Here is a 22,977-nt window from a genome sequence, read left to right on the forward strand (position 1 = left end):
GCCGTGTTCCTCAGAGGTGGATCTCGGCGACCAGCGGTGCGTGGTCGGACAGGTGCGACCAGGGCCGGCGCGGCAGCACCACCGGCAGGTGCACCGAGGCGTTGCGAACGTAGATGCGGTCCAGCGACAGCAGCGGAAAGCGCGCCGGGAACGTCTTGGCCGCTTCGCCGTACGCCGTCACGAACACTTCTCGCAAGCCGACCTCGCGCCACAGCATGTCGTGCGCGCGGCGCCTCCAGTCGTTGAAGTCGCCGGCCACGATCAGCGGCGCGCCCTCGGGCACCTCGCAGCGGACGATCTCGCACAGGAGGTCGAGCTGCTGCTGGCGGTGCGATTCGGCCAGCCCGAGGTGGACGCAGATCGCATGCACCTCGAGCTGGTGGGTGGGCACGTTCAGCACGCAGTGCAACAGGCCGCGCTTTTCCGGGCCGGCGATCGACACGTCGTGGTTCTGGTAGCGCACGATCGGAAACTTGGACATCACGGCGTTGCCGTGGTGGGATCTGGGCGAAACGGCGTTGCGGCCATAGGCGAACTGCGGCCAGATCTCCTCGGCCAGGAACTCGTAGTGCGGCGCGCCGTTGACGGTGCGCCCGTCATCCTCGTGTTCGCCCAGCACTTCCTGCAGGAACACGATGTCGGCGCCGACCTTGCGCACGGCGTCGCGCAGCTCGGGCAGGATGAACTTGCGGTTGAAGGTGGTGAAGCCCTTGTGGATGTTGACCGTCATCACGGTCAACGCCGGGGCCACGGTCTCTGTCATGTGGTGCGGGTGTTCTCGGGGAAGGCACTTTTTGTACTGCCGGGCTCATGGCGGGGGTGTAGGACGGCAGGCAGTCTTCTTGTGCTCGCCGTTGCGCACCACGTCGAGGCCTTCCTTGATCGGCCGCGGCCCACGCTCGCGCGAAATCAATGTAGATTCCAAAGGCTCAGCGGCGCACGCCACCTGGGCCCTTCCACGAGATCTCACGGATGCCTGCGATGTTCCTCACGATGCACACACGACGGATCACGATGCTGCTGGCCGCTGCGTTGCTGGCGACGGGCGCCCGCGCCGACCTGCGGCCCCAGGGCATGTTCGTGCAGGCCGGCGCGGGCGAGGACTCTGCGCGTGCGCTGTCCGTCGGCGCCGTGTGGCCCTGGTCGTGGCAGCGCCAGGTGCGGGGCGGCCGGCTCGAGGGCATCACGGAAGCCTATGTCAGCCGCTGGAGCGTGAAGGACGGCGGCCGGCGCGCCGGCTTCACGCACGTCGGCGTCGTGCCCCTGCTGCGCTACCGCTTCGAGAAGGGACGCTCGCCGTGGTTCGTCGAGGCCGGCATCGGGCTGACGTACATGGACCGCACCTACCGCACCAGCGAGAAGCAGTTCAGCACCCACTTCAACTTTGCCGACGTGCTCGGCGCCGGCCGCAACTTCGGCGAAGGGCAGCGGCAGGAAGTGAGCCTGCGGCTGACGCACTTCTCGAACGGCGGGTTGAAGCACCCCAACCCCGGCATGAACCTGGTGCGGCTGCGCTACGGCGTCATGTTCTGAGGCCCCCGGCCCCGCCACCTTCCTACAGCCGGCGTCGTGCCTGTCCGATAACGTCGCGCAGGCGCGGGTCCTAAGGTTCCTGCACACCCTCCAGGCGAGGGCCAGTCTCAGCTGTACCGAAAGCAAAGGAATCCGCATGAACAAGTCCACCGCCCATCTGTCGATCCTGCTGGCCGGCCTGCTGGCCGTCGCCGGCGTGCACGCCCAGAGCGCTCCGGCCAGCGGCAGCTCCGACCTGCCGCCCAAGGCCGGCGAAGCGAGCACGCAGACCCGTGGCGTGCCGAACGCGGCCACCACCAACTCGCCGGTGACCGAAGCGCCGGTCGTCGGCAAGGACCAGGTGCGCCAGGATGCGCACGGCCAGAGCAATGCGAGCGTGACCACGCCGGTGCCGGGCAAGGCCGGTGAAGCCTCGACCATGGTGCAGGGCCGGCCGAACGCCATGCTCGACCAGCACGACGTGGCGCGCAGCCGGGCCGACGTCGTGAACGAGCTGATGCAGCGTCGCGGCATGTACGAAGCGGCCCGCCGCAACGCGCAGGCGATGGGCTACACCGGCGCCGTCAGCCCGCAATAAGCAGCGTCGCCCCCGAAGAAGCGAAAGCCCGTGCCGCAAGGCACGGGCTTTCCTGCGTGGCGCCGCGGCGATCAGCCGCGATGGTGGCCGCGATGGCCGGCGCCGCGTCCGAAGCCGCGCTCGGCCTGCAGCGCATCGAAGGCCTTCTGCTGCGCGGGCGTCAGGGCGGCATAGAACGTCTTGGTCGCCTCGCCGCGCCGGTCGGCCTCGGCGGCGCGCGCGGCCCGCAGGGCCCGCATGCGATCGATCCGCTCCGGCGTCGTGAGCCGGGCCAACTCGGCCCGCTGGCCGCGCTGCAACGGCTTGCCGGCCTGGCGTGAAGCGATCCACGTGCTCCAGGCGCCTTCCTGGGCCGGGGTGATCTGGAGGATCTGCTTGAGCCGCTCCTGCCGCTGGGCCACGCGTTGCTGCCGGCGCTCCAGGTGGTGCTGCATCATCGGGTGCTGGCCCTGCAGCGCCGGGGCCGGGCCGGGCGCCACGACGGCCGGTTGTGGTGCCTGGGCGGCGGCGGTGAGGCCGAGGAGCGCCAGGGCGGTCGCGGCCACAAGGTGCTTGTACGCTGGTTTCATCGAGCTTTCCTTTCTGCTGTCGGTGCGCACGAGGCAGGGCCTTGCGCACGTGATCAGTGTCGGCACCTTCTGTGTCTCTGCGGTGCCCGCGCGGTCGCCGTCCTGTAAAGCTCTGCCCGGCGCGAGGTGCGGCGCTGTGGGAAGCTTCCTACCGCAATTCGCCCGCCTTGGACCACAGCCGGCCCTGCCCGACGGGTGCAGGATGGCTCCTGAAACTTCCCGAGCAAGGAGCACCCCATGAACCACCCGATTCTGCTGCGCGCCGCCCTGGTCGTGGCGACGCTGGGAGCGGGCAGCGTGCTCGCCCAGACCGTTCCCAGCCCCAGCCCGGTCGCGACCAGCGCCAGCCCCGTGGTGAGCGACGTCGGCCCGCGTCCGGCCGAAGACCGCTCCAGCGTCGGGGCCGTGGTGCTGGAAAACTCGATGGTGCGGGCGCAGCGCGAACACGCGTTCGAGCAGGCGGCCAGCCGCACCGGCGTGGCCACGATCGGTCGCGGCGTGCTGCGCGCCACCCGGCAGAAGCAGACCGAGGCCGACCTGGCCGCGCTGCGCCTGAACGAGGCGATCGAATTCCGCGGCCGCGGCGCGGCCAGCCTCGACGATCGCTGAGCGCCGTCAGCGCAGGCGGCCGCCCTGGAAGTCCTGGACCGCCTGCAACAGCTGCTCGCGCGTGTTCATGACGAACGGCCCGTATTGCGCGATCGGTTCGCGCAGCGGTTTCCCGGCGATGAGCAGCGCCCGTGCCGGCTCGCTTCCGGCCGTCCCTTGCAGCAGCACGCCGTCGCCCTCGCGGCCCAGGATCGCCATGCGGCCGCGAGCGACCGGCGTGGCCTGGCCCGCCTCGTCCGGCACCGCCACCTCGCCCCGATAGACGCACAGGAACGCGTTGTGGCCGGCCGGCAGGGCCTGGTGGAACAGCGCCCCGCCGGCCCGGAAATGAAGGTCGAGGTAGATCGGCTGCGTCGCCTCGCGCTGCACGGCGCCGGCCACGCCGTGGCTCTCGCCGGCGATGACGCGCACCGCCACCCCTTCGGGCGTGGTGAAACGCGGGATCTCGTCGCTGGCGATGTCGCGGTACCAGGGCTCGCACAGCTTGTCGCGGGCCGGCAGGTTCAGCCACAGCTGGAAGCCCTCCATGCGGCCGTGCTCCTGCTGCGGCATCTCGCTGTGCACCAGCCCGCGGCCGGCCGTCATCCACTGCACGCCGCCGTTGCCGAGCAGGCCTTCGTTGCCGGCGCTGTCGCGATGCCGCATGCGGCCCTCGATCATGTAGGTCACGGTCTCGAAGCCGCGATGCGGATGATCGGGAAAGCCGGCGCCGTAGTCGTCGGGGTCGTCGCTGGCGAAGTTGTCCAGCATCAGGAAGGGATCGAGCCGCTGCTGCAGGTCCTGCGTCAGCAGGCGGGTGAGCTTCACGCCGGCGCCGTCGCTGGCGGGCTGCCCGGTGGCGAGCCGCTCGACGCGGCGGGGATGCTGGAGATCGGCCATGGCATGGCTCCTGGTTGGAATGGATTCATCATTCCACAGCCGTCCCCCTGCTGCGCGCCGGCCGCGGCAAGACGCCACGGCGTGTCGGGCTTGGGCGGCGCTCAGGCTTTCGGTCGCATCCGGCAGGTACTGAGGCCCAGCATCGCGTACGGCGGGCACCAGCCGGCGAGGCCGGTCGCCAGCGGCACGATGCCCAGCCAGCCCCACCAGCCGACGGTGCCGGTGGCGGCCAGGCCGATCAGCACGAGGCCGATGATGATGCGCAGGATGCGGTCGATGCCGCCGACGTTGGCTTTCATGGAGGAACTCCCCGAAGTGGTGGTGGGGCCCTATTGCACCGGCGGGACCCGGCCGGTGTCGGTGACCTGGGTCACCGAGGCATGCCGGCGCAGGGCGGCGCTGTCGAGGATGCGGATCTGCTCGCGCGACAGTGCGACCCAGCCTTCGCGCTCGAAGCGGCGCAGCACCCGGGTGACGATCTCGCGTACCGTGCCCAGCTCCTGCGCCAGTGCCTGGTGCGTCACGGCCAGCGTCGGGCCGTGGCCGAGCAGGGCGGCGGCGAGCCGCTCGTCCAGCCGCTGGAAGGCAATCGCGTCGACCAGCGCGGCGAGGTCGGCCATGCGCTCGGCGAAGGCGCCGAGCACCATGTCGCGAAAGCTGCGGTGGTCCAGCCATTCGTGGAACGTGCCGGGCGGTATCAGCAGGAGCCTGCCCGGCCGGGTCGCCACGGCTTCGGCCATCAGGGGCGTGCCGTGGAACAGGCAGGCGCTGGAGACGAGGCAGAGGTCGCCCGGCCCCACCCGGTACAGCTCCAGCGTCCGCCCTTCCGGCGAACGCTTGCTCACGCGCACTTCGCCTTCGAGCACCAGCGGGAAGCCGAGGCAGGGCTGCTGCTGCGTGAACAGCACGGTCCCGGCCGCCACCTCGAGCGGCGCGCCGAGCGCGGCGGGCGTGAGCGCCGCCAGCGCCGGATACAGCGCCAGCAGCTCAGGCATGGGCCGGCGTGTCGTGCAGCCCGGCCAGGTCGTCGAGGATCGGACAGTCGGGCCGCTCGTTGCCCTGGCAACAGTAGATCAGTTCGTCGAGCGTTCGCTGCATCGCCTGCATCGCCGCGATGCGCTGCGCCAGGTCGCCGGCGTGCCGCTGCGCGATGCGCTTGACGCTGCCGCTGGCCCGGCGCCGGTTGCGCCACAGGCCCACCAGCTCGTCGATGTCGGCCATCGGAAAGCCGAGCTCGCGGCAGCGCTTGATGAAGCGCAGCGTGTGGACGTCGGCCTCGCTGTACTGGCGGTAGCCGCTGTCGGTGCGGCCCACCGCGTGCAGCAGGCCCAGCGATTCGTAGTGGCGGATCATCTTCGGCGTGACGCCCGACATGCGGGACGCCATGCCGATGTTGACGGGCCAGGCCAGGGCGGCGGCGTTCATGGGGTGGGTCTCCGCGGGGTTGCCGTCAGCCGACGACCTCGTAGCCTTCCTCGGCGATCGCCTTGGCGATGGCGTCGCGCGGCTGCGTCGACTGCACGTCCACCTTGCCGGCGGGGCGGTCGATCCTGACCTGCGCCTGCGGGTCGAGGGACTGCACGGCCTGGGTCACGGCCTTTTCGCAATGGCCGCAGGTCATGCCCTGCACGTTGAAAGTCTGGTTCATGATGAGCTCCTGGTTCGGGTTGGGGACAGCATAGCCTGAACCTTGTCATGGTGGGAAGGTCAACCCTCCGCCGGACACCCGACCGCGGCGCAAGGTTGATTCAGATCAAGACTTGACCTTCCCATCATGACAAGGTGAATGCTACAGGCCATGAACTCCGCCACCAGCTCTCCCTCCCTGGACCTGCCCATCGGCGGGATGACCTGCGCCTCGTGCGTGGCCCGCGTCGAGCGCGCCCTGCGCAAGGTGCCCGGCGTGCAGGAGGCCAGCGTCAACCTGGCCACCGAATCGGCGCGGATCACCTACGCCCCTTCGGAAGAGATCGAGGCCCGGCTGCGCCGCGCCGTGCGCGACGCCGGCTACGAGCCGCGCACCGTGGCGGCGGCCGACGCCGAGGATCTGTCGCCCTGGGCCGGCTTCGCGCCGGTCGCCGCCGGCCTCGCGCTCTCCCTGCCGCTGCTGGCGCCGATGCTGGGCCAGCCGTTCGGCGCCCACTGGATGCTGCCGGCGTGGCTGCAGTTCCTGCTGGCGACGCCGGTGCAGTTCATCCTCGGCGCGCGCTTCTACAAGGCCGGCTGGCACGCGCTCAAGGCGCTCAGCGGGAACATGGACCTGCTGGTGGCGATCGGCACGACGGCCGGCTGGGGCCTGTCGGTGTGGTTGTGGCTGAGCGCCGGCACCGACAACCTGTATTTCGAGGCGTCGGCCGTCGTGGTGACCCTGGTGCTGCTGGGCAAGTGGCTCGAGGCGCGCGCCAAGCGCCAGACGACGGCGGCGATCCGGGCCCTGCATGCCTTGCGGCCGGAAATCGCCCACGTGCTGGGCCGCGGCGGAGCCGAGAGCGACGTCCCGGTGGCCGAGGTGCTGACCGGCGACCGGCTGGTGGTGCGTCCTGGCGAGCGCATCCCGGCCGACGGCGTGGTCGAGCAGGGCGAGACCCAGGTCGACGAGTCCATGCTGACCGGCGAGCCACTGCCGGTCGCGAAGGGCGAGGGCGCGAAACTGACGGGGGGCAGCATCAACGGCGAAGGACGGGTGGTAATGGCGGTGACCGCCGTCGGCCAGGAGACGGTCCTGTCGCAGATCATCCGGCTGGTCGAGGACGCGCAGGCCGCCAAGGCGCCGATCCAGCGGCTGGTGGACCAGGTGTCCGCGGTGTTCGTGCCGGTGGTGCTGGCGATCGGGCTCGCCACCTTGCTCGGCTGGCTGTGGGCCGGCGCCGGCATCGAAGCCGCCCTGATCCACGCGGTGGCGGTGCTGGTGATCGCCTGTCCCTGTGCCCTGGGCCTGGCGACGCCGGCGGCGATCATGGCCGGCACCGGCGTGGCGGCCAGGCACGGCATCCTGATCAAGGACGCGCAGTCGCTGGAGATCGCGCACCGGATCGACACGGTGGCCTTCGACAAGACCGGCACGCTGACGGTGGGGCAGCCGCGGCTGGCCGCGTTCGTGGCAGCGGCCGGCGTCGACGAGGCCGATGCGCTGGCCGCCGCCGCCACCTTGCAGACCGGCAGCGAACACCCGCTCGCGCGGGCAGTGGTCCGGGCGGCGCGCGAGCGCGGCCTGTCGACCGGCCAGCCGGACGCGGTGCGCGCTGTGCCTGGCCGCGGCAGCGAGGGCGAGGTTGGGCCGCGCAGCTTCCTGCTGGGCAGCCTGCGCTGGATGGAGGAACTGGGCGTCGGGCCCGGCTCGCTGGCGGCCGAGGTGCCCCGGTTGCAGGCGGACGGCGCCACCTTGTCGCTGCTGGTCGAGCGCCGCACCGAAGGCCTGGTGCCGCTGGCACTGCTGGCCTTTGCCGACGAGCCCAAGCCGGGCGCGCGCGAGGCCCTGGCCGCGCTGCGCGCGCGCGGGCTGCGGGTGGTGCTGATTTCCGGCGACAACCGCCCGGCGGCGCTGGCCATGGCGCAGCGCCTGGGGCTGGGCGAGGACGAGGTGCTCGCCGAGGTGCTGCCGGGCGAGAAGGCGGCCAAGGTGGCCGCCCTGAAGGCGGGCGGGCACCTCGTCTGCATGGTGGGCGACGGCGTCAACGACGCGCCGGCGCTGGCGGCGGCCGACGTCGGGATGGCGATGGCCACCGGAACCGACGTCGCCATGCACGCGGCCGGCATCACGCTCATGCGCGGCGACGTTTCGCTGGTCGGCGGGGCGCTGGACATTTCGCACCGCACGGTGCGCAAGATCCGGCAGAACCTGTTCTGGGCGTTCGCCTACAACGTGGCCGGGATCCCGCTCGCGGCGCTGGGCTTCCTGAGCCCGGTGGTGGCCGGCGCGGCAATGGCGCTGTCGAGCGTCAGCGTGGTGACCAATGCCCTGCTGCTCAAGCGCTGGCGTGCGCCGGGCGCCTGAGGGCGGGCCGGCCGCTCAGGCCGCTTGCAGCGCCGGGTAGTCGATGTAGCCCTTGGCGCCGCCGCCGTAGAAGGTGGTCTTGTCCCACTCGTTGAGCGCGGCGCCGCGCCGCAAGCGCTCCACCAGGTCCGGATTGGAGATGAACGGCTTGCCGAAGGCCACGAGGTCCGCCGCCCCGGCGGCGAGCGCCTGCTCGGCCATGGCCTTGTCGTAGCCGTTGTTGACCATCCAGGCGCCCTTGCCGCCGGCGGAGCGATAGGCGTCGCGCAAGGCCTTGTAGTCGAACGGGCGATCCGGGATCTCGCGCGGGCCGCCGGTGGCGCCCTCGATGATGTGCAGGTAGGCGAGGCCCAGCGGCGCGAGTTCGCGCACCACGTATTCGAACAGCGGCTGCGGATCGTCGTCCTGGACGTCGTTGGCCGGCGTCACCGGCGACAGGCGCACGCCGGTGCGGCCGCCGCCGACTTCACCGACCACCGCCCGCATCACCTCCAGCAGCAGCCGGGCGCGGTTCTCGATCGTGCCGCCATAGTCGTCACGCCGCCGGTTCGAACTGGTCTTGAGAAACTGGTCCAGCAGGTAGCCGTTGGCGCCGTGCACCTCGACGCCGTCGAAGCCGCAGGTGCTCATCGCGTGCCGCGCGGCATGGCGATAGTCATGCACGATCCGCGGCAACTCGGTCGCCTCGAGGGCGCGGGGCTCCGACGTCGGCACGAACTTGCCGACGCCGTCCTTGATCACGTAGGTCTTGGTGTGGGCCGCGACGGCCGAGGGTGCGACCGGCAACTGGCCGTCGGGCTGCAGGTCCACGTGCGACACCCGGCCCACGTGCCACAGTTGCACCGCGATGCGGCCCTGGCGCTCGTGCACGGCCGCGGTCACGGCTCGCCAGCCGTCGAGCTGTTCGGTTCCATAGAGCCCGGGCACGTCGGCGTAGCCCTGCCCTTCGGCGGTGATCGCCGTCGCCTCGGTGATCAGCAGGCCGGCGCTGGCGCGCTGCGCGTAGTACTCGGCCATCATCGGCGTCGGGATCGCCTCCGGCGCCCGGTTGCGGGTGAGCGGCGCCATCACGATGCGGTTGGGAAGGTGCAGTTTCCCCACCTGGAGGGGATCGAACAGGCTCGTCATTCGCAGCTCCTTGTTGCTCTTCACGCTGATCGAGGGTATTGCGCTTCGTGAGTTCTCGCCCATTGCAGGTGGTTGCAGTTTGCGCCAGCGCAAATTCGTCACGCAGAATGCCTCATGCACACCTTGCCGGCATCGGAACGCTCCCTGCTCGGACTGGCGCTGGCGCTGTCGCTGGCCGCCGCCGTTTCGCTTGGCATCACGCGCTTCGCGTATGGCCTGCTGCTGCCTCCGATGCGCTCCGACCTGCAATGGTCCTACGCCCTGGCCGGCGCGATGAACACCGCGAACGCGCTGGGCTACCTGGCCGGCGCGCTGCTGACGCCGCGGCTGCTGCGCCTGGCCCAGCCGCCGCTGCTGCTGCTGGGCGGTGCCGTGCTGGCCGGCGTGTTCATGGCCGTCACCGGCTTCTTCACCGGTGCCGCGCCGCTCCTGCTGCAACGTGTCCTGGCCGGGGTTGCGAGCGCGTTCCTGTTCATCGCCGGCAGCCTGCTGGCCGCACGGCTGGGTTCGCTGCGGCCGGGGCGCGGCGGCCTGCTGCTCGGGATCTACTACGGCGGCACCGGGCTGGGCATCGTGCTGTCGGCGCTGCTCGTGCCGGCGGTGCTGGAAGCAGCCGCCGGACGCGCGCACGGCTGGGCCTGGGCGTGGTGGCTGCTCGGGCTGGCGTGCATCGCCGCGACGGCGGTGCTGGTGTGGCCGGCGCGGGTGCTCGGCCGCGTGCCGCTGCCGAGCGGTGCCGCGGGCGCGGCCGCGCGCGGCTTCCGCTGGCCGCAGTTCGCCCCGGCGCTGGCCGCCTACTTCATGTTCGGCGTCGGCTACATCGGCTACATGACGTTCGTCATTGCCCTGCTGCGCGAGCACGGCCAGGGTCCGGGCCGGATCACGTTCTTCTACGCGCTGCTGGGGGTGGCGGTGATGGCTTCGGCGCGGATCTGGGCCGGCCTGCTGGATCGCTACCACGGTGGCCAGCCGCTGGCGATCCTGTCGGCACTGCTGGGCGTCGCGACGGTCCTGCCGGCGCTCACGGCCGCCTGGCCTGCGGTGCTGGTTTCGGGGCTGCTGTTCGGCGGCGTGTTCCTGTCGCTGGTGGCGTCGACCACGGCACTGGTGCGCCACAACCTGCCGGCGGTGGACTGGGCCGCCGGGATCAGCGCTTTCACCATCGTGTTCGCCGCCGGCCAGATCGTCGGACCGACGGTGGTGGGGTGGATCGCCGACGGGCCAGGCGGGCTCGCCCGCGGGCTGCTGTTCTCGGCTGCGGCCCTGGGCGTCGGAGCGTTGCTGGCGTGGCGGCAGCGGCCGTTGCAGGCGGCCGCCACGGCGCCAGCCGCTACTTCAACAGGCCTTCGGCCTTGAGCGCTTCCTGCACCGCCGGGCGCGCGTCGACGCGTTGGTGGTGGGCGAGCAGGTTGGGAAAGCCGGTCAGGTCGATGTTCATCGGCTTGGCCCAGCGCGTGACCACATACAGATAGCCGTCGGCCACCGTGAAGTGGTCGCCCATCAGGTATTCCTTGCCCGCCAGCTGGCCGTCGACCCAGCCGAAGCGCGCGGCCAGCTTGTCGCGGAAGATCTGCTTGCCTTCCTCGGGCATGGCGGGATTGAACAGCGGCGAGAAGGTCTTGTGGATCTCGGTGCCGATGAAGGTCAGCCACTCCTGCAGCCGGTAGCGCGGCAGCGTGCCGCTGGCCGGCGCGAGGTTCTTCATGGGCGCCTGGTCGGCGATGTACTGCACGATGGCCGGGCCCTCGCGCAGCCGGGTGCCGTCGTCGAGCTCCAGCAGCGGAACGTAGCCGAGCGGATTGACGCTGTAGTAGTCCGTGCCGTCCTGCAGCTTGTGGCTCTTGGTGCTCGCCAGGACCGGCTCGAATGCCAGGCCCGCTTCGCGCAGGGCGATGTGCGGGGACAGCGAGCAGGCGCCCGGCGAGTAGTACAGCTTCATGTCTTGACCTTTCGTTGCAGTGGGAGGGCAACGATGCTAGCCGCTGGCTGTTTTCCCTGCCCGCGCGGCCACAATGGCGGAATGAGGCGGGTTGCAAAGTGGTTGGTCGCGGCCCTGGTGCTGCTGGTGCTGTTGTTCGCCGGCGTCGCGGTCGCGCTGCAGCAGTGGGTCGGCAGCGCGGATTTCCGCGGCCGCGCGGCGCAGCAGGCGTCGGCGGCGCTGGGCGTGCCGGTGGAGTTCGGCGCCTTGACGGTGGACGTATGGCCGGTGCCGGCGGTGGCCGTGGATCGCCTGCAGGCGCGGACCAGGCCGGCCATCACGCTCGAGCGCGTCGAGGCGCGGCCGCGCTGGCAGGCGCTGCTGCAGGGCCGGCTGGAGATCGCCACCCTCGTGGTGCGCAATGCCGTGGTCCCCGAGCAGACGCTGGCGCTGCTGGCGGCCGGCACCCGGAACAAGGGCGACAAGCCGCCGCCGGCGGACCCGGCGCGCACGCTGGCCATGCTGCCGCGGCGCGCGATCCTCGACGGCGTCACCTGGGTCTGGGCCAAGGGCGGCCGCAGCACCATCGACGCGCAGTTCGGCCTGGGGGCGGACGGCCTGCCCCAGGATGGACGCATCGAAGTGCGCGAGGGACGCTTCCAGGGCTGGAAGGCCGCGCTGGACCGGGCGCCGGAGGGGCACTGGCAGCTCCGCGCCGACCTCGGCGGCGGCAGCGTCAAGGGCCGCCTGGAGTTGCAGCCGCGGCCCAAGGGCTCGCCGCTGCTGGTGGCGCAACTGGCCACCGCCGGCGTCGAGGTGGCCGCGCTGACGGCGCCGAGCCGCACGCTGACCGGCCGCCTCGACGCCAGCACCAGCTTGCGAGCCGACCTGGGCGCGGCCGGCAGCCTGGTCGATGGCGTGCACAGCGAGACCCGTTTCACCGTCCGCAACGCCGTCGTGCACGGCCTCGACCTGGTGCGTGCGGTGCAGACGATCGGACTGAGCCGCGGCGGCGAAACGGCACTCGACACGCTGGCCGGACAGGTGGTCACGCGCGGGCGCTCGGTGCAGCTGAGCAACCTGGTCGCCACTTCGGGCCTGCTGTCCGCCACCGGCACTGTGGCGATCGCCCCCAGTCGCGCCTTGAGCGGCCGGGTGACCGTCGACCTGGCCGCGTCCGCCGCGGGCGGCGCCATCGGGGTGCCGCTGGCGGTCGGCGGCACGCTGGACGCCCCCTCGGCGACACTGACCCGCGGCGCGCTGCTGGGGGCGGCCATCGGCACGGCCGTGGCGCCTGGCGTGGGCACCGGCGCGGGCGCCAAGCTGGGCGATCGCATCGGCGAGGGCCTGCGCGGGCTGTTCGGCAAATAGCAGCCCGGTCCCACGGCAGTCCGCGTCCTACAGCTGGGCGCGCGGGCGGCTGATCCTTGCCGCGCCGTTCCCGGGCGAGCATTGGCAGGCGGGCACGGTGCCTGCAACCCGACCGCCAACCATGCATCTGTCCACCGTCGAAACCGTGCTCGAGTACCAGGTGAAGGTACCGACCCATTTCTGCTTCAACATCGAGGCGGCCCACTGGCCGACGCAGACCGTCGTGAGCGAGCGGCTGGCAGTGTCATCGGGCGTGGACCTGCGCAAGTTCACCGACGAAGGCAGCGGCAACCGCTTCTTCCGCTTCGATGCGGCGCCCGGCCCGCTGCTGGTGAACTACAAGGCCGACGTGGAAGTGCATTCCCAGCACATCGACGAGCACCTGCCGGAGGTGCCGGTGGGCCAGTTGCCCGACGCCATCTTCCACTACCTGATGCCGACGCGCTACTGCGAATCGGACCTGATGGGGCCGGTGGCGCAGCAGCTGTTCGGCAACGCGCCGCCCGGCATCTCGCGGGTGCGGACGGTGGTCAAGTGGATCCACGAAAACATCGCCTATCGTCCGGGCAGCACGAAGTCGACGACCACGGCGCACGAGGTGTTCGAGCAGCGCGCCGGCGTCTGCCGCGACTTCGCGCACCTGGGCATCACCATGTGCCGGGCGCTGAACATCCCGGCCCGGATCGTGGTCGGCTACGTGTGGTTCGACGAGCCGCCGCAGGATTTCCACGCGATCTTCGAGGCCTGGATCGGCGGCCGCTGGGTGCTGTTCGATCCGACCGGCATGGCGCCGGTGGACCGGTTGGTGCGCATAGGCACCGGACGCGACGCGAAGGACGTGGCGTTCAGCACCTTCTTCGGCGCGGTGGAGATGACGCGCATGGAAGTCAGGGTGCTGGAGCACGAGCCGCGCACCACGCCCAACAGCGGCGAGGCGGTGGTGGAGCTGGCGGCGGCGGGCGCCTGAGACGGCGCGGGAACCTGGCCGGGGCGTGGGCGGCGCCCGCGCTTTGGCGCACACTACGCGGCCGCTACCGGGCGCGAACGTCGCCCGGCGCACTCACCTCGACAGGAGCCCCACGATGTCCGATCTCTCGATGCTGATCAACGGCCTGGCAGCCAGCGCCGAACGCGACGCCACCTTCGAGCGCCGCAATCCCCTGGACGGCACCGTCGCGACGCGCGCGCCCGCCGCCTCGCCGGCGGATGCGGTGCGGGCGGTCGAAGCCGCGTCGCAGGCTTTCCGCGCCTGGAGCGAAACCGGTCCCGGCCAGCGCCGCATGCTGCTGCTCAAGGCGGCCGACAAGCTGGAAGCGAAACTGCCGCAGTTTGCGCAGGCCGTCGCGGCGGAGACCGGCGCCACCGGCATGTGGGCCGGCTTCAACGTGATGCTGGCGGCGGGCATGATCCGCGAAGCCGCTTCGCTGACCACCCAGATCAGCGGCGAGGTGATCCCCTCCGACGTGCCGGGTTCGCTGTCGATGGGCGTGCGCCAGCCGGCTGGCGTGGTCGTCGGCATCGCGCCGTGGAACGCCCCGATCATCCTCGGGGTGCGGGCGATCGCGACGCCGCTCGCCTGCGGCAACACGGTGGTGTTGAAGGGGTCGGAGAACTGCCCGCGCACCCACCAGCTGATCGCCGAGGCGTTCCAGGAGGCCGATTTCCCGCCGGGCGTCGTCAACTACATCACCAACGCACCGGCCGATGCGGCCGCGGTGGTGGAAGCGATGGTCGCGCACCCGGCGGTGCGCCGGGTCAACTTCACCGGCTCCACCAGGGTCGGGCGGATCATCGCGCAGACGTGCGCGAAGTACCTGAAGCCGGCGGTGCTGGAACTGGGCGGCAAGGCGCCGCTGGTGGTGCTGGATGACGCCGACGTCGACGACGCGGTCAACGGCGCCGCGTTCGGCTGCTTCGCCAACAGCGGCCAGATCTGCATGTCGACCGAGCGCATCATCGTCGACGCGAAGATCGCCGACGAGTTCGTGCGCAAGTTCGTGGCCAAGGCCGGCGCGCTGCCGCTGGGCGATCCGCGCGAGCCGGCCCCGGTGGTGCTGGGCAGCGTGATCGGCATGAACACCGTGCACCACTGCAACGAACTGATCGACGACGCGATCGGCAAGGGCGCCCAGCTGCTGTGCGGCGGCAAGGCGGACAACACGCTGATGCCGGCGACCGTGCTCGATCGGGTGACGCCGCAGATGCGCATCTACCACGAGGAGACGTTCGGCCCGGTGAAGGCGGTCGTGCGCGTGCAGGACACCGAGGAGGCGATCGCGTGCGCCAACGACAACGAGTACGGGCTGTCGGCGGCGGTCTACGGGCGCGACATCGCGCGGGCGTTCAACGTGGCGCGCCGGATCGACTCGGGCATCTGCCACGTGAACGCGCCGACCGTGCACGACGAGGCGCAGATGCCGTTCGGCGGCGTGAAGGGCAGCGGGATGGGCCGCTTCGGCGGCAAGGCGGGCATCGCGGAATTCACCGACCTGCGGTGGATCACGGTGCAGACGACGCCGCGGCACTATCCGTTCTGATTGCGGGAGCAGTCCGCATTCAAGGTTGCGTCAGCAGCTCCAGGCGCGTGAGATACCGCACGGCCGCGCCGGCGTCGGCGCCGCACATCTCGGACGAGGGCCGCAGCTGCGAGCACACGGCGGGACGCTCGGGCCGGCCGAAGATGCGACAGCGGTTCTGGTCATCGAGCTGCACGCAGCGCACGCCGGCCGGCTTGCCGCCTTCCATTCCGGGGATGGGGCTGGTGATCGAGGGGGCGATGCAGCAGGCGCCGCAGCCTGGCCGGCAGTTCATGTCCGGCCTGTTTCGCTCGGCGCCCCGGCGTCGGCGGCCGGGGCCGCAGGCATGATGCGCTTCATGAATTCGTCGAACATCGGCACGGTGAACGCGGTGTCGCCGAAGTTCGGGCTCCAGATCATGCCCTTGGCAATGAGCGAGCTGCGGGTGGGCGCCAGCGACGAGACCTTCTCGCGCATGCACGCGGCAATGTCGCCCGAGCGGTGCGGGCCCGGTCCAAGCTCGGCCATGGCGCGCAGGTAGGTCCTTTCCCTGGGCGTGCAGCGGTCGAACCGCACGCGGAAGAAGCCTTCGTCCATGGCCGCCACCGCTGCGGCCGACGCCCTGCGCACGTCGTCGAGGGTGAGCGGCGATTCGCGCGCGGCGAGCCAGGTGTGGCTGCCCCAGACCTGCAGGAAATACGCGTAGCCCCTGGCGACCCGCAGGATCTCTTCCAGTGGGTCGGCGGTGATCCCGGCGCCTTCATGCTGCAGCGGCTTGACGATCGCCTGCCGCGCGGCCTCCGGCGGCAGGGGCCCGATCTCGGGGAAATCGAAGAGCCGCTCGGCGTAGGACTTCGCGTTGCCCATCTGGCCGCGCAGCTGGGGCAGGCCGGCGCCGACCAGCACGATGGGAAGCTGACGCTGTTCCGTGCGGTGCAGCGCCGTGATGAGGGCGGCGAGCTGGGGTTCGGGAACGTACTGCAATTCGTCGACGAAGATGGCCAGCGCCGTGCCGGCAGCCCGCGCCGCGACACCGACCTGCTCGACGAGCGCCTGCAGGTCGTGTTCCAGGTCCCCGTTGTCGGCGAGTCCCGGCTCGGGCTCGTAGTCGATCCCGACTTCGATGTCGCCATAGGTGACCTTGAGCTTGCGGGCGAACCCCGCGAGTGCCCGCAGGCCCCGGATGGCCATGGCCTTGGCGGCTTCGGTCTGGCTCAGCCGCAGCAGGGCCTGTCGCAGTTGCGGTGCCAACAGTGCCGGCAGCGAACGTCCTTCGGGCGCCTCGACCCGCACGGTGTGGATTCCCGCCGCTTCGGCGTCCATCCGGACGCGGTCCAGCAGCACGGTCTTGCCGGCACCGCGCAAGCCGACGAGCATCGCGCTCTTGGCCGGACGGCCGATCCTGGAGCGTTGCAGTGCGACGCGAAGACTCTCGCGCAGCTCGTCCCGGCCGGCGAGCTCCAGCGGAGGCGTTCCTGCGCCTGGGGCAAAGGGGTTGCGGATCGGGTCCACGGCGTCATTCTATTGAGTTTAGGAACGTTATTGCAAGACAATAAACTATCTAAACTTCCTTGACGCGGTGTTGGTCCTGCAGCCGGCCGGCTGCCCACAGGACCTGGTCGAGCACGGCCTGCACTGAATTCCGCGCCGCCTCGTTCACGAGCCCGCCTCCGGCGTCGAACCCATCGGGGGCGCGCGCCAGCGCGAAGGTCTTCGGCGCCACCCAGCACTGCAGGTTGAACAGCAGCGGCACCAGATGGCTCTGCGAGCGCAGGCCGCCCAGCGCGCCCGGGGACGCGCTCAGCACGCCGACCACCTTGCCGCGCGTGGACCGGAAGCCGTCGCTCCAGGCCGGGTCGCCCTTCACCGGGCTGGAAATCCAGTCCAGGGTGTTCTTCAGGAGCGCCGGGTAACTGGCGTTGTACTCGGGCGTGCAGATGATCCACGCCGGATGCGCGGCCGTGATCTCCTTGAGCCGCATCACGTCGCCCGGCGTGCCCTGCGCCTCGAGGTCGGCGTTGTACATGGGCACGTCGAAATCGCCCAGCTCCAGGTGGGTGACGTCGGCGCCCGCCGCGCGGGCCATCCCGGCGGTGACGGTCGCGAGCTTGCGGTTCCAGGAGCCCGTGCGGGTGCTGCCGGCAAAGACGAGAAGCTTCATTGCCGGATTGCACCACAGCGCGGATGGACCGGCGCCCGCAGGTGCTTTGAGCGGCCGCGGGCGCAAGGGCAGGGCGGCCGGTAAAATTGGCGCCCCTCTCCAGCGCCGCTGCCCGCGTGTGGCCCGGCCCTTCCCCATGCTGTATCCCCAGGAATTCGACGTCATCGTGGTTGGCGGCGGCCACGCCGGGACCGAGGCCGCCGTGGCCGCGGCCCGGATGGGCTGCCGCACGCTCCTGCTCACCCACAACATCGAAACGCTGGGGCAGATGAGCTGCAATCCGTCGATCGGCGGCATCGGCAAGGGCCACCTCGTCAAGGAGGTGGACGCGCTGGGCGGTGCGATGGCACTGGCCACCGACGAGGCCGGGATCCAGTTCCGCATCCTCAACAGCTCCAAGGGACCGGCGGTGCGGGCGACCCGCGCCCAGGCCGACCGCGTGCTCTACAAGGCGGCGATCCGCCGGCGCCTGGAGAACCAGCCCAACCTGATGCTGTTCCAGCAGGCGGTGGACGACCTGACGGTCGAAGGCGACCGGGTCACCGGCGCCGTCACCCAGGCCGGCATCCGTTTCCGCGGCCGCACGGTCGTGCTGACGGCGGGGACGTTCCTGGACGGCAAGATCCACGTCGGGTTGAACAACTATTCGGGCGGCCGCGCGGGCGACCCGCCGGCGGTGTCGCTGTCGGCTCGCCTGAAGGAGCTGAAGCTGCCTCAAGGAAGGCTCAAGACCGGCACGCCGCCGCGCCTCGATGGCCGCACGATCGACTTCAGCAAGTGCGAGGAGCAGCCCGGCGACCTCGACCCGGTTCCGGTGTTCAGCTTCGTCGGCGATGCCGCGATGCATCCGGGGCAGGTGCCGTGCTGGATCACGCACACCAACGAGCGGACGCACGAGATCATCCGCTCGGGCTTCGATCGCAGCCCCATGTTCACCGGCAAGATCGAAGGGGTGGGGCCGCGCTATTGCCCGAGCGTGGAAGACAAGATCAACCGGTTCGCCGGCAAGGACAGCCACCAGGTGTTCCTGGAGCCGGAGGGGCTGACCACCAACGAGTTCTACCCGAACGGGATTTCCACCAGCCTGCCGTTCGACATCCAGTACCAGCTCGTGCGGTCCATGGCCGGGCTGGAGAACGCGCACATCCTGCGGCCGGGCTATGCGATCGAGTACGACTACTTCGACCCGCGCGGGCTCAGGCGCAGCTTCGAGACGCGGCAGGTCGCCGGGCTCTTCTTTGCCGGCCAGATCAACGGCACGACCGGCTACGAGGAAGCGGCGGCCCAGGGCCTGTTCGCCGGCGTCAACGCCGCGCTCCAGTGCCGGGGCGAGGAAGCCTGGGTGCCGGCCCGCGACGAGGCCTATCTCGGCGTGCTGGTCGACGACCTCATCACCAAGGGGGTGACCGAGCCGTACCGCATGTTCACCAGCCGGGCCGAGTTCCGGCTGCAGCTGCGCGAGGACAACGCCGACATACGCCTGACCGAAACCGGCCGCCGGCTGGGGCTGGTCGACGATGCGCGCTGGGATGTCTTCAACCGCAAGCGCGATGCTGTTTCACGTGAAACACAGCGCCTGCGGTCGGTCTGGGTCAACCCGCGCAACCTGCCCGCGGCCGAAGCGCAGCGCGTGCTCGGCACTTCGATCGAGCGCGAATACAACCTGGCCGACCTGCTGCGCCGTCCCGACGTGACGTATGCCGGGCTGATGTCGCTGAACGGCGGGGCCTACGCCACCGCAGGCGTGACGCCGAGGGCGCTGGGGCCGCTGTGGGCTCCGGTCGTGGAGCAGATCGAGATCGCTGCCAAGTACGCCGGCTACATCGAGCGCCAGAAGGACGAAGTCGAGCGCGCGGCTGCCTACGAGCATCTCAAGCTGCCGCCCGACCTGGACTTCATGCAGGTCGAGGCGCTCTCGATCGAAGTCAGGCAGAAGCTCAACCAGCACCGCCCCGAAACCCTGGGGCTGGCGTCGCGGATCTCCGGGGTGACGCCGGCCGCCATCTCGTTGCTGCTGATCCACCTGAAGAAGAACCGCTTCCAGGGATTCGCCGAGGCGGCGAATCACGGCGGCAAGGCGGCGGCTTGAGGCGCGGGGGACGAGGCGGCCGATGAGCAGGGCGGACCTGGAGCGCGGTCTCGAGGGCGGCCTTGCCGCGCTGGGGCTCGACCTCGCGGCCGGGCGGCGCGCGCAACTGCTCGACTACCTCGAGCTGATCCAGAAATGGAACCGGGTCTACAACCTCACGGCCGTGCGCGACCCGCGGGAGATGCTGACCCAGCATCTGCTCGACAGCCTGGCGGTGGTCGCGCCGCTGCGCCGGCATACGGGCGGCGCGCCGTGCTCGCTGCTGGACGTCGGCGCGGGCGCCGGCTTGCCCGGCGTCGTGATCGCCATCGCGTGTCCCGAGATCCGGGTCGACTGCGTCGACACGGTTGCCAAGAAGGCCGCCTTCCTGCAACAGGTCGCCGTCACCCTGAAGCTGCCCAACCTGCGCGGCCTGCACGACCGGGTCGAACGGCTGGCCGGGCCGTACGACGTGATCGCTTCCCGGGCGTTCGCCTCGCTGGCCGATTTCGTCGGATGGTCAGGCGCGGCGCTGGCCCCGCAGGGCGTGTGGATGGCAATGAAGGGGCGGCATCCCGAGGAAGAACTCGCCGCGCTGCCGCCCGAGGTGGCGATGTTTCACGTGGAACAGTTGCGCGTCCCCAACTTCGAGGGTGAACGCTGCCTCGTGTGGATGAGGCGCCGCAGTTAAACTCGGCCTTCCACTCCGGGGGGTTCTCAGTGTTCGGCGTAGCAGACTACGGCGCCTTCGTGGCCGCGGTCATCATCTTTCTGGCGATCCCGGGACCCGGGAACCTCGCGCTGATCACCTCCACCGGCAAGGGCGGAATTGCCGGCGGACTGGCCGCCACCCTGGGCATCATCGCCGGCGACCAGGTCCTGATGTGGGCCGCCGTGGCCGGCGTGGCCGCGCTGCTGCTGGCGTGGCCGCTTGCCTTCCATGCCGTCCAGTGGCTCGGGGCCGCCTATCTTGCCTGGCTCGGCGTCCGCATGCTGCTGGCCAGGCCGGGCGCCAAGCCGATCCTGCACATCGAGCCGCGCCACTACCTGCGGCAGGCATTCCTGATCACGCTGCTCAACCCGAAGGCGATCGTCTTCTACATGGCGTTCTTCCCGCTGTTCGTCGACCCGGCCCGGCACCAGGGGGTGCTGACGTTCGGCGTGATGGCCGCGACCATCGCCGCCCTGACGTTCGCGTACGGCCTCGCCGCCGTCCTGCTCACGCACTTCCTGGCGTCGCGCCTGCGCGCCAGCCCCTTCATCGGCCGTGCGCTTGAGAAGATCGCCGGCCTGTGCCTGCTGGGCTTCGGCATCAAGCTGGCCATTTCGCGCTGACCATGGCCAAGATCTTTTGTGTCGCCAACCAGAAGGGCGGGGTCGGCAAGACCACCACCACCGTCAACCTCGCCGCCGGCCTGGCCAAGGTCGGGCAGCGCGTGCTGATGGTCGACCTGGATCCGCAGGGCAACGCGACCATGGGGTCCGGCATCGACAAGCGCCAGCTCAAGCTGACCGTGTACGACGTGCTGCTCGAATCCGCCTCGGTCGCCGAGGCGAAGGTGCGCAGCGACAAGGGCGGCTTCGACGTCCTCGGCGCGAACCGCGAGCTGGCGGGCGCCGAAGTCGAGCTGGTGGACGTGGAGCGGCGCGAACAGCGCCTCAAGACCGCGCTGGCGGCCGCCGGCAGCGACTACGACTTCGTGCTGGTCGACTGCCCGCCGTCGCTGTCGATGCTGACGCTCAACGGCCTGTGCGCCGCGCACGGCGTGATCGTCCCCATGCAGTGCGAGTACTTCGCGCTGGAGGGGCTCACCGACCTGGTCAACACCATCAAGCAGGTGCACGCCAACCTGAACCGCGACCTGAAGATCATCGGGCTGCTGCGCGTCATGTTCGATCCGCGCATCACGCTGCAGCAGCAGGTGAGCGAGCAGCTCAAGGCTCATTTCAAGGACAAGGTGTTCAACACCGTGATCCCGCGGAACGTGCGGCTGGCGGAAGCGCCGAGCTACGGACTGCCCGGCGTCGTCTTCGATCCGGCGGCCCGCGGCAGCACGGCCTACGTCGACTTCGCGGCCGAGATGGTCGAGCGCATCAAGACCATGTAAGCGCGCATGAAGCCATGCAATGTCCTGGTGCTGCCCGGCTGGCACGGTAGCGGCCCCACCCACTGGCAGAGCCGCTGGGAGCAGCGGCACGGCTACCGGCGGGTCGAGCAGCACGACTGGGATCGGCCCTTGCGCGGCGACTGGCTGGCCCGCCTCGAGGACCTCGTGCTGGCATGCGACGAGGCGCCGGTGCTGGTGGCGCACGGCCTCGGCTGCATCCAGGCGGCGGCCTGGGCCGCCACCTCGCGCAACGCGGCCCGGGTCAAGGCAGCCCTGCTGGTGGCGCCGCTCGACGTCGAGCGCGACGAGCTGCGGCCGCAACTGCCGACGTGGTCGCCGATCGCGCTGGACGCCTTGCCGTTCACGAGCGTGGTCGTCGCCGGCGCGGACGATCCGCTGTGCGACCCGCAGCGGGCCCGGATGCTCGCCGCCGCCTGGAGCGCGCAACTGGTGAACCAGCCCGCGGGCCAGCACCTCAATGCGGATTCCGGCCTCGGCAGCTGGCCCGAGGGCCACGTCCTGCTGCAGGACCTCATGAAAGACTGACGATGAAATTTCGAGATCGCGCCACCGCCGCGAAGGCGTGGCGCAAGGAGCTGGCATGGTGACGAAGAAACCGAAGGGTCTCGGACGCGGGCTCGAAGCCCTGCTCGGGCCGACGGCGGGCGAGGGCGGCGCCGACTCCTCCGCGACCAACCCCGGCCAGCCGGCCACCCTGCTGCTGGGGGACATGGTGCCCGGCATGTACCAGCCGCGCACCCGGATGGACGAGGGCGCGCTGTACGAACTGGCCGAGAGCATCAAGGCCCAGGGGATCATGCAGCCGATCCTGGTCCGCCGCCTGAACGACGGCGCGAACGCCGGCAAATACGAGATCATCGCGGGCGAGCGGCGCTTCCGGGCCGCGAAGCTGGCGGGCCTCGACAGCGTGCCGGTGCTGGTGCGCGACGTGCCCAACGAGGCTGCGGCGGCCATGTCGCTGATCGAGAACATCCAGCGCGAGGACCTCAACCCGCTGGAGGAGGCCCACGGCCTGCAACGGCTGGTGAAGGAGTTCGGGCTTACTCACGAACAGGCGGCGCAGGCCGTGGGGCGGTCCCGCAGCGCCGCCAGCAACCTGCTGCGCCTGCTGAACCTGGCCGAGCCGGTGCAGACCATGTTGATGGCCGGCGACCTCGACATGGGTCACGCGCGGGCGCTGCTGGCGCTGGAACGGGCGGCGCAGATCACGGCGGCCAACCAGATCACGGCGAAGAAGCTCAACGTGCGGCAGGCCGAAAGCCTGGTCAAGAAGATCGGCGCCGAGTTCAACCTGGTCTCGCCCAAGCCAAAGAAGGAGAAGTCGCGCGACCTGCGCCGGGTCGAGGAGGAGCTCTCCGACCTGCTGACGGCGGAAGTGGAAGTGCGGGTGAAACGGCGCGTCAAGCGCAACGGCCGCATCGAGGACATGGGCGAGCTGGCGATCCAGTTCGGCTCGCTCGAGGAACTCAACGGCCTGATCGACAAGCTGCGCGGCTAGGAGCCTGGGCGGCAGAGGGACGCCGTG

At 70.6% G+C, this 22,977-nt stretch carries 26 protein-coding genes; 14 read left to right on the forward strand and 12 right to left on the reverse strand.

Annotated features, from left to right (window positions below):
* Positions 1 to 10: 10 nt before the first annotated feature.
* Positions 11 to 763: an endonuclease/exonuclease/phosphatase family protein gene (locus RAMLITH_RS13170; protein WP_168107884.1), complete on the reverse strand. Its 753-nt coding sequence runs from the start codon at positions 761 to 763 to the stop codon at positions 11 to 13.
* 218 nt (positions 764 to 981) lie between these two features.
* Here RAMLITH_RS13170 and RAMLITH_RS13175 point away from each other — a divergent pair, with 218 nt between their 5' ends.
* Entirely contained in the window at positions 982 to 1,533 is a 552-nt protein-coding gene (locus RAMLITH_RS13175) for an acyloxyacyl hydrolase (protein ID WP_168107885.1), read from the forward strand.
* 136 nt (positions 1,534 to 1,669) lie between these two features.
* On the forward strand, positions 1,670 to 2,110 hold the full coding sequence (locus RAMLITH_RS13180; protein ID WP_168107886.1) for a hypothetical protein: 441 nt from the start codon (positions 1,670 to 1,672) through the stop codon (positions 2,108 to 2,110).
* Between the two features lie 71 nt (positions 2,111 to 2,181).
* Here the strand turns inward: RAMLITH_RS13180 and RAMLITH_RS13185 are convergent, their stop codons facing one another.
* Entirely contained in the window at positions 2,182 to 2,679 is a 498-nt protein-coding gene (locus RAMLITH_RS13185; RefSeq protein WP_181017776.1) for a Spy/CpxP family protein refolding chaperone, read from the reverse strand.
* Between the two features lie 237 nt (positions 2,680 to 2,916).
* Here RAMLITH_RS13185 and RAMLITH_RS13190 point away from each other — a divergent pair, with 237 nt between their 5' ends.
* Positions 2,917 to 3,288 (forward strand): hypothetical protein, encoded by a 372-nt coding sequence (locus RAMLITH_RS13190; RefSeq protein ID WP_168107887.1) that lies wholly within the window; start codon positions 2,917 to 2,919, stop codon positions 3,286 to 3,288.
* Positions 3,289 to 3,294: 6 nt separating this feature from the next.
* Here the strand turns inward: RAMLITH_RS13190 and RAMLITH_RS13195 are convergent, their stop codons facing one another.
* The 5 genes from RAMLITH_RS13195 to RAMLITH_RS13215 form a co-directional block, all read right to left on the reverse strand.
* A complete protein-coding gene (locus RAMLITH_RS13195) occupies positions 3,295 to 4,167 on the reverse strand; it encodes a pirin family protein (protein ID WP_168107888.1) in 873 nt (290 codons plus the stop codon).
* 101 nt (positions 4,168 to 4,268) lie between these two features.
* Positions 4,269 to 4,466 (reverse strand): YgaP family membrane protein, encoded by a 198-nt coding sequence (locus RAMLITH_RS13200; RefSeq protein ID WP_168107889.1) that lies wholly within the window; start codon positions 4,464 to 4,466, stop codon positions 4,269 to 4,271.
* 30 nt (positions 4,467 to 4,496) lie between these two features.
* A complete protein-coding gene (locus tag RAMLITH_RS13205) occupies positions 4,497 to 5,162 on the reverse strand; it encodes a Crp/Fnr family transcriptional regulator (RefSeq protein ID WP_168107890.1) in 666 nt (221 codons plus the stop codon).
* Positions 5,155 to 5,592 (reverse strand): MerR family DNA-binding protein, encoded by a 438-nt coding sequence (locus RAMLITH_RS13210; RefSeq protein WP_168107891.1) that lies wholly within the window; start codon positions 5,590 to 5,592, stop codon positions 5,155 to 5,157. Before RAMLITH_RS13210 ends, RAMLITH_RS13205 begins: the two co-directional genes overlap by 8 nt.
* Before the next feature lie 25 nt (positions 5,593 to 5,617).
* Entirely contained in the window at positions 5,618 to 5,815 is a 198-nt protein-coding gene (locus RAMLITH_RS13215) for a heavy-metal-associated domain-containing protein (protein WP_168107892.1), read from the reverse strand.
* A 150-nt stretch (positions 5,816 to 5,965) separates the two neighbouring features.
* Between RAMLITH_RS13215 and RAMLITH_RS13220 the strand changes: the two genes are divergently transcribed.
* Entirely contained in the window at positions 5,966 to 8,161 is a 2,196-nt protein-coding gene (locus RAMLITH_RS13220; protein WP_168107893.1) for a heavy metal translocating P-type ATPase, read from the forward strand.
* A 15-nt stretch (positions 8,162 to 8,176) separates the two neighbouring features.
* Here the strand turns inward: RAMLITH_RS13220 and RAMLITH_RS13225 are convergent, their stop codons facing one another.
* Positions 8,177 to 9,289 carry an alkene reductase gene (locus tag RAMLITH_RS13225; protein WP_181017777.1) on the reverse strand — a complete coding sequence of 371 codons (1,113 nt, stop codon included), beginning with the start codon at positions 9,287 to 9,289 and terminating at the stop codon, positions 8,177 to 8,179.
* Between the two features lie 114 nt (positions 9,290 to 9,403).
* Between RAMLITH_RS13225 and RAMLITH_RS13230 the strand changes: the two genes are divergently transcribed.
* On the forward strand, positions 9,404 to 10,645 hold the full coding sequence (locus RAMLITH_RS13230; RefSeq protein WP_168107895.1) for a YbfB/YjiJ family MFS transporter: 1,242 nt from the start codon (positions 9,404 to 9,406) through the stop codon (positions 10,643 to 10,645).
* Here RAMLITH_RS13230 and gstA read toward each other — a convergent pair.
* Positions 10,620 to 11,228, reverse strand: a complete 609-nt coding sequence (gene gstA, locus RAMLITH_RS13235; protein WP_168107896.1) for a glutathione transferase GstA — start codon at positions 11,226 to 11,228, stop codon at positions 10,620 to 10,622. The genes RAMLITH_RS13230 and gstA overlap by 26 nt on opposite strands.
* A gap of 81 nt (positions 11,229 to 11,309) precedes the next feature.
* Here gstA and RAMLITH_RS13240 point away from each other — a divergent pair, with 81 nt between their 5' ends.
* The 3 genes from RAMLITH_RS13240 to RAMLITH_RS13250 all read left to right on the forward strand — a co-directional run bounded on the left by RAMLITH_RS13240 (position 11,310) and on the right by RAMLITH_RS13250 (position 15,115).
* The gene (locus RAMLITH_RS13240) at positions 11,310 to 12,578 is read left to right on the forward strand and encodes an AsmA family protein (protein ID WP_168107897.1); all 1,269 of its coding nucleotides are present in this window, start codon (positions 11,310 to 11,312) and stop codon (positions 12,576 to 12,578) included.
* Positions 12,579 to 12,699: 121 nt separating this feature from the next.
* Positions 12,700 to 13,545 carry a transglutaminase-like domain-containing protein gene (locus RAMLITH_RS13245; RefSeq protein WP_168107898.1) on the forward strand — a complete coding sequence of 282 codons (846 nt, stop codon included), beginning with the start codon at positions 12,700 to 12,702 and terminating at the stop codon, positions 13,543 to 13,545.
* Between the two features lie 115 nt (positions 13,546 to 13,660).
* Complete coding sequence (locus RAMLITH_RS13250) at positions 13,661 to 15,115, forward strand: aldehyde dehydrogenase (RefSeq protein ID WP_168107899.1); 1,455 nt, start codon at positions 13,661 to 13,663, stop codon at positions 15,113 to 15,115.
* Positions 15,116 to 15,134: 19 nt separating this feature from the next.
* Here RAMLITH_RS13250 and RAMLITH_RS13255 read toward each other — a convergent pair whose 3' ends face one another.
* Genes RAMLITH_RS13255 through RAMLITH_RS13265 form a run of 3 tightly spaced genes read right to left on the reverse strand, consistent with a single transcriptional unit; the run spans position 15,135 to position 17,255 of the window.
* On the reverse strand, positions 15,135 to 15,389 hold the full coding sequence (locus RAMLITH_RS13255; RefSeq protein ID WP_168107900.1) for a YkgJ family cysteine cluster protein: 255 nt from the start codon (positions 15,387 to 15,389) through the stop codon (positions 15,135 to 15,137).
* The gene (locus RAMLITH_RS13260; protein ID WP_168107901.1) at positions 15,386 to 16,606 is read right to left on the reverse strand and encodes an AAA family ATPase; all 1,221 of its coding nucleotides are present in this window, start codon (positions 16,604 to 16,606) and stop codon (positions 15,386 to 15,388) included. The genes RAMLITH_RS13255 and RAMLITH_RS13260 overlap by 4 nt, the downstream gene beginning before the upstream one ends.
* A 49-nt stretch (positions 16,607 to 16,655) precedes the next feature.
* A complete protein-coding gene (locus RAMLITH_RS13265; protein WP_168107902.1) occupies positions 16,656 to 17,255 on the reverse strand; it encodes an NADPH-dependent FMN reductase in 600 nt (199 codons plus the stop codon).
* Positions 17,256 to 17,391: 136 nt separating this feature from the next.
* On the opposite strand from RAMLITH_RS13265, the gene mnmG reads away from it, so the two are divergent.
* Genes mnmG through RAMLITH_RS13295 form a run of 6 tightly spaced genes read left to right on the forward strand, consistent with a single transcriptional unit; the run spans position 17,392 to position 22,950 of the window.
* Positions 17,392 to 19,344, forward strand: coding sequence for a tRNA uridine-5-carboxymethylaminomethyl(34) synthesis enzyme MnmG (gene mnmG / locus RAMLITH_RS13270; RefSeq protein ID WP_168107903.1), 1,953 nt, complete (start codon positions 17,392 to 17,394; stop codon positions 19,342 to 19,344).
* Positions 19,345 to 19,366: 22 nt separating this feature from the next.
* Positions 19,367 to 20,014, forward strand: coding sequence for a 16S rRNA (guanine(527)-N(7))-methyltransferase RsmG (gene rsmG, locus RAMLITH_RS13275; protein ID WP_168107904.1), 648 nt, complete (start codon positions 19,367 to 19,369; stop codon positions 20,012 to 20,014).
* 29 nt (positions 20,015 to 20,043) lie between these two features.
* Positions 20,044 to 20,658 (forward strand): LysE family transporter, encoded by a 615-nt coding sequence (locus tag RAMLITH_RS13280; protein ID WP_168107905.1) that lies wholly within the window; start codon positions 20,044 to 20,046, stop codon positions 20,656 to 20,658.
* Positions 20,659 to 20,660: 2 nt separating this feature from the next.
* Positions 20,661 to 21,431 (forward strand): ParA family protein, encoded by a 771-nt coding sequence (locus tag RAMLITH_RS13285; protein WP_168107906.1) that lies wholly within the window; start codon positions 20,661 to 20,663, stop codon positions 21,429 to 21,431.
* 6 nt (positions 21,432 to 21,437) lie between these two features.
* Positions 21,438 to 21,977, forward strand: a complete 540-nt coding sequence (locus tag RAMLITH_RS13290; RefSeq protein ID WP_168107907.1) for an RBBP9/YdeN family alpha/beta hydrolase — start codon at positions 21,438 to 21,440, stop codon at positions 21,975 to 21,977.
* Positions 21,978 to 22,032: 55 nt separating this feature from the next.
* Positions 22,033 to 22,950, forward strand: coding sequence for a ParB/RepB/Spo0J family partition protein (locus tag RAMLITH_RS13295; protein ID WP_168107908.1), 918 nt, complete (start codon positions 22,033 to 22,035; stop codon positions 22,948 to 22,950).
* Positions 22,951 to 22,977: the final 27 nt, after the last annotated feature.

The sequence above is a fragment of the Ramlibacter lithotrophicus genome (genome assembly GCF_012184415.1).
GTDB lineage: Bacteria > Pseudomonadota > Gammaproteobacteria > Burkholderiales > Burkholderiaceae_C > Ramlibacter > Ramlibacter lithotrophicus.

Bases quoted from the DNA above. Each gene is read 5' to 3' on its own strand.
- RAMLITH_RS13170 (WP_168107884.1), bottom strand. From the start codon at position 763: ATGACAGAGACCGTGGCCCCGGCGTTGACCGTGATGACGGTCAACATC.
- RAMLITH_RS13175 (WP_168107885.1), top strand. From the start codon at position 982: ATGTTCCTCACGATGCACACACGACGGATCACGATGCTGCTGGCCGCT.
- RAMLITH_RS13180 (WP_168107886.1), top strand. From the start codon at position 1,670: ATGAACAAGTCCACCGCCCATCTGTCGATCCTGCTGGCCGGCCTGCTG.
- RAMLITH_RS13185 (WP_181017776.1), bottom strand. From the start codon at position 2,679: ATGAAACCAGCGTACAAGCACCTTGTGGCCGCGACCGCCCTGGCGCTC.
- RAMLITH_RS13190 (WP_168107887.1), top strand. From the start codon at position 2,917: ATGAACCACCCGATTCTGCTGCGCGCCGCCCTGGTCGTGGCGACGCTG.
- RAMLITH_RS13195 (WP_168107888.1), bottom strand. From the start codon at position 4,167: ATGGCCGATCTCCAGCATCCCCGCCGCGTCGAGCGGCTCGCCACCGGG.
- RAMLITH_RS13200 (WP_168107889.1), bottom strand. From the start codon at position 4,466: ATGAAAGCCAACGTCGGCGGCATCGACCGCATCCTGCGCATCATCATC.
- RAMLITH_RS13205 (WP_168107890.1), bottom strand. From the start codon at position 5,162: ATGCCTGAGCTGCTGGCGCTGTATCCGGCGCTGGCGGCGCTCACGCCC.
- RAMLITH_RS13210 (WP_168107891.1), bottom strand. From the start codon at position 5,592: ATGAACGCCGCCGCCCTGGCCTGGCCCGTCAACATCGGCATGGCGTCC.
- RAMLITH_RS13215 (WP_168107892.1), bottom strand. From the start codon at position 5,815: ATGAACCAGACTTTCAACGTGCAGGGCATGACCTGCGGCCATTGCGAA.
- RAMLITH_RS13220 (WP_168107893.1), top strand. From the start codon at position 5,966: ATGAACTCCGCCACCAGCTCTCCCTCCCTGGACCTGCCCATCGGCGGG.
- RAMLITH_RS13225 (WP_181017777.1), bottom strand. From the start codon at position 9,289: ATGACGAGCCTGTTCGATCCCCTCCAGGTGGGGAAACTGCACCTTCCC.
- RAMLITH_RS13230 (WP_168107895.1), top strand. From the start codon at position 9,404: ATGCACACCTTGCCGGCATCGGAACGCTCCCTGCTCGGACTGGCGCTG.
- gstA (WP_168107896.1), bottom strand. From the start codon at position 11,228: ATGAAGCTGTACTACTCGCCGGGCGCCTGCTCGCTGTCCCCGCACATC.
- RAMLITH_RS13240 (WP_168107897.1), top strand. From the start codon at position 11,310: ATGAGGCGGGTTGCAAAGTGGTTGGTCGCGGCCCTGGTGCTGCTGGTG.
- RAMLITH_RS13245 (WP_168107898.1), top strand. From the start codon at position 12,700: ATGCATCTGTCCACCGTCGAAACCGTGCTCGAGTACCAGGTGAAGGTA.
- RAMLITH_RS13250 (WP_168107899.1), top strand. From the start codon at position 13,661: ATGTCCGATCTCTCGATGCTGATCAACGGCCTGGCAGCCAGCGCCGAA.
- RAMLITH_RS13255 (WP_168107900.1), bottom strand. From the start codon at position 15,389: ATGAACTGCCGGCCAGGCTGCGGCGCCTGCTGCATCGCCCCCTCGATC.
- RAMLITH_RS13265 (WP_168107902.1), bottom strand. From the start codon at position 17,255: ATGAAGCTTCTCGTCTTTGCCGGCAGCACCCGCACGGGCTCCTGGAAC.
- mnmG (WP_168107903.1), top strand. From the start codon at position 17,392: ATGCTGTATCCCCAGGAATTCGACGTCATCGTGGTTGGCGGCGGCCAC.
- rsmG (WP_168107904.1), top strand. From the start codon at position 19,367: ATGAGCAGGGCGGACCTGGAGCGCGGTCTCGAGGGCGGCCTTGCCGCG.
- RAMLITH_RS13285 (WP_168107906.1), top strand. From the start codon at position 20,661: ATGGCCAAGATCTTTTGTGTCGCCAACCAGAAGGGCGGGGTCGGCAAG.
- RAMLITH_RS13290 (WP_168107907.1), top strand. From the start codon at position 21,438: ATGAAGCCATGCAATGTCCTGGTGCTGCCCGGCTGGCACGGTAGCGGC.
- RAMLITH_RS13295 (WP_168107908.1), top strand. From the start codon at position 22,033: ATGGTGACGAAGAAACCGAAGGGTCTCGGACGCGGGCTCGAAGCCCTG.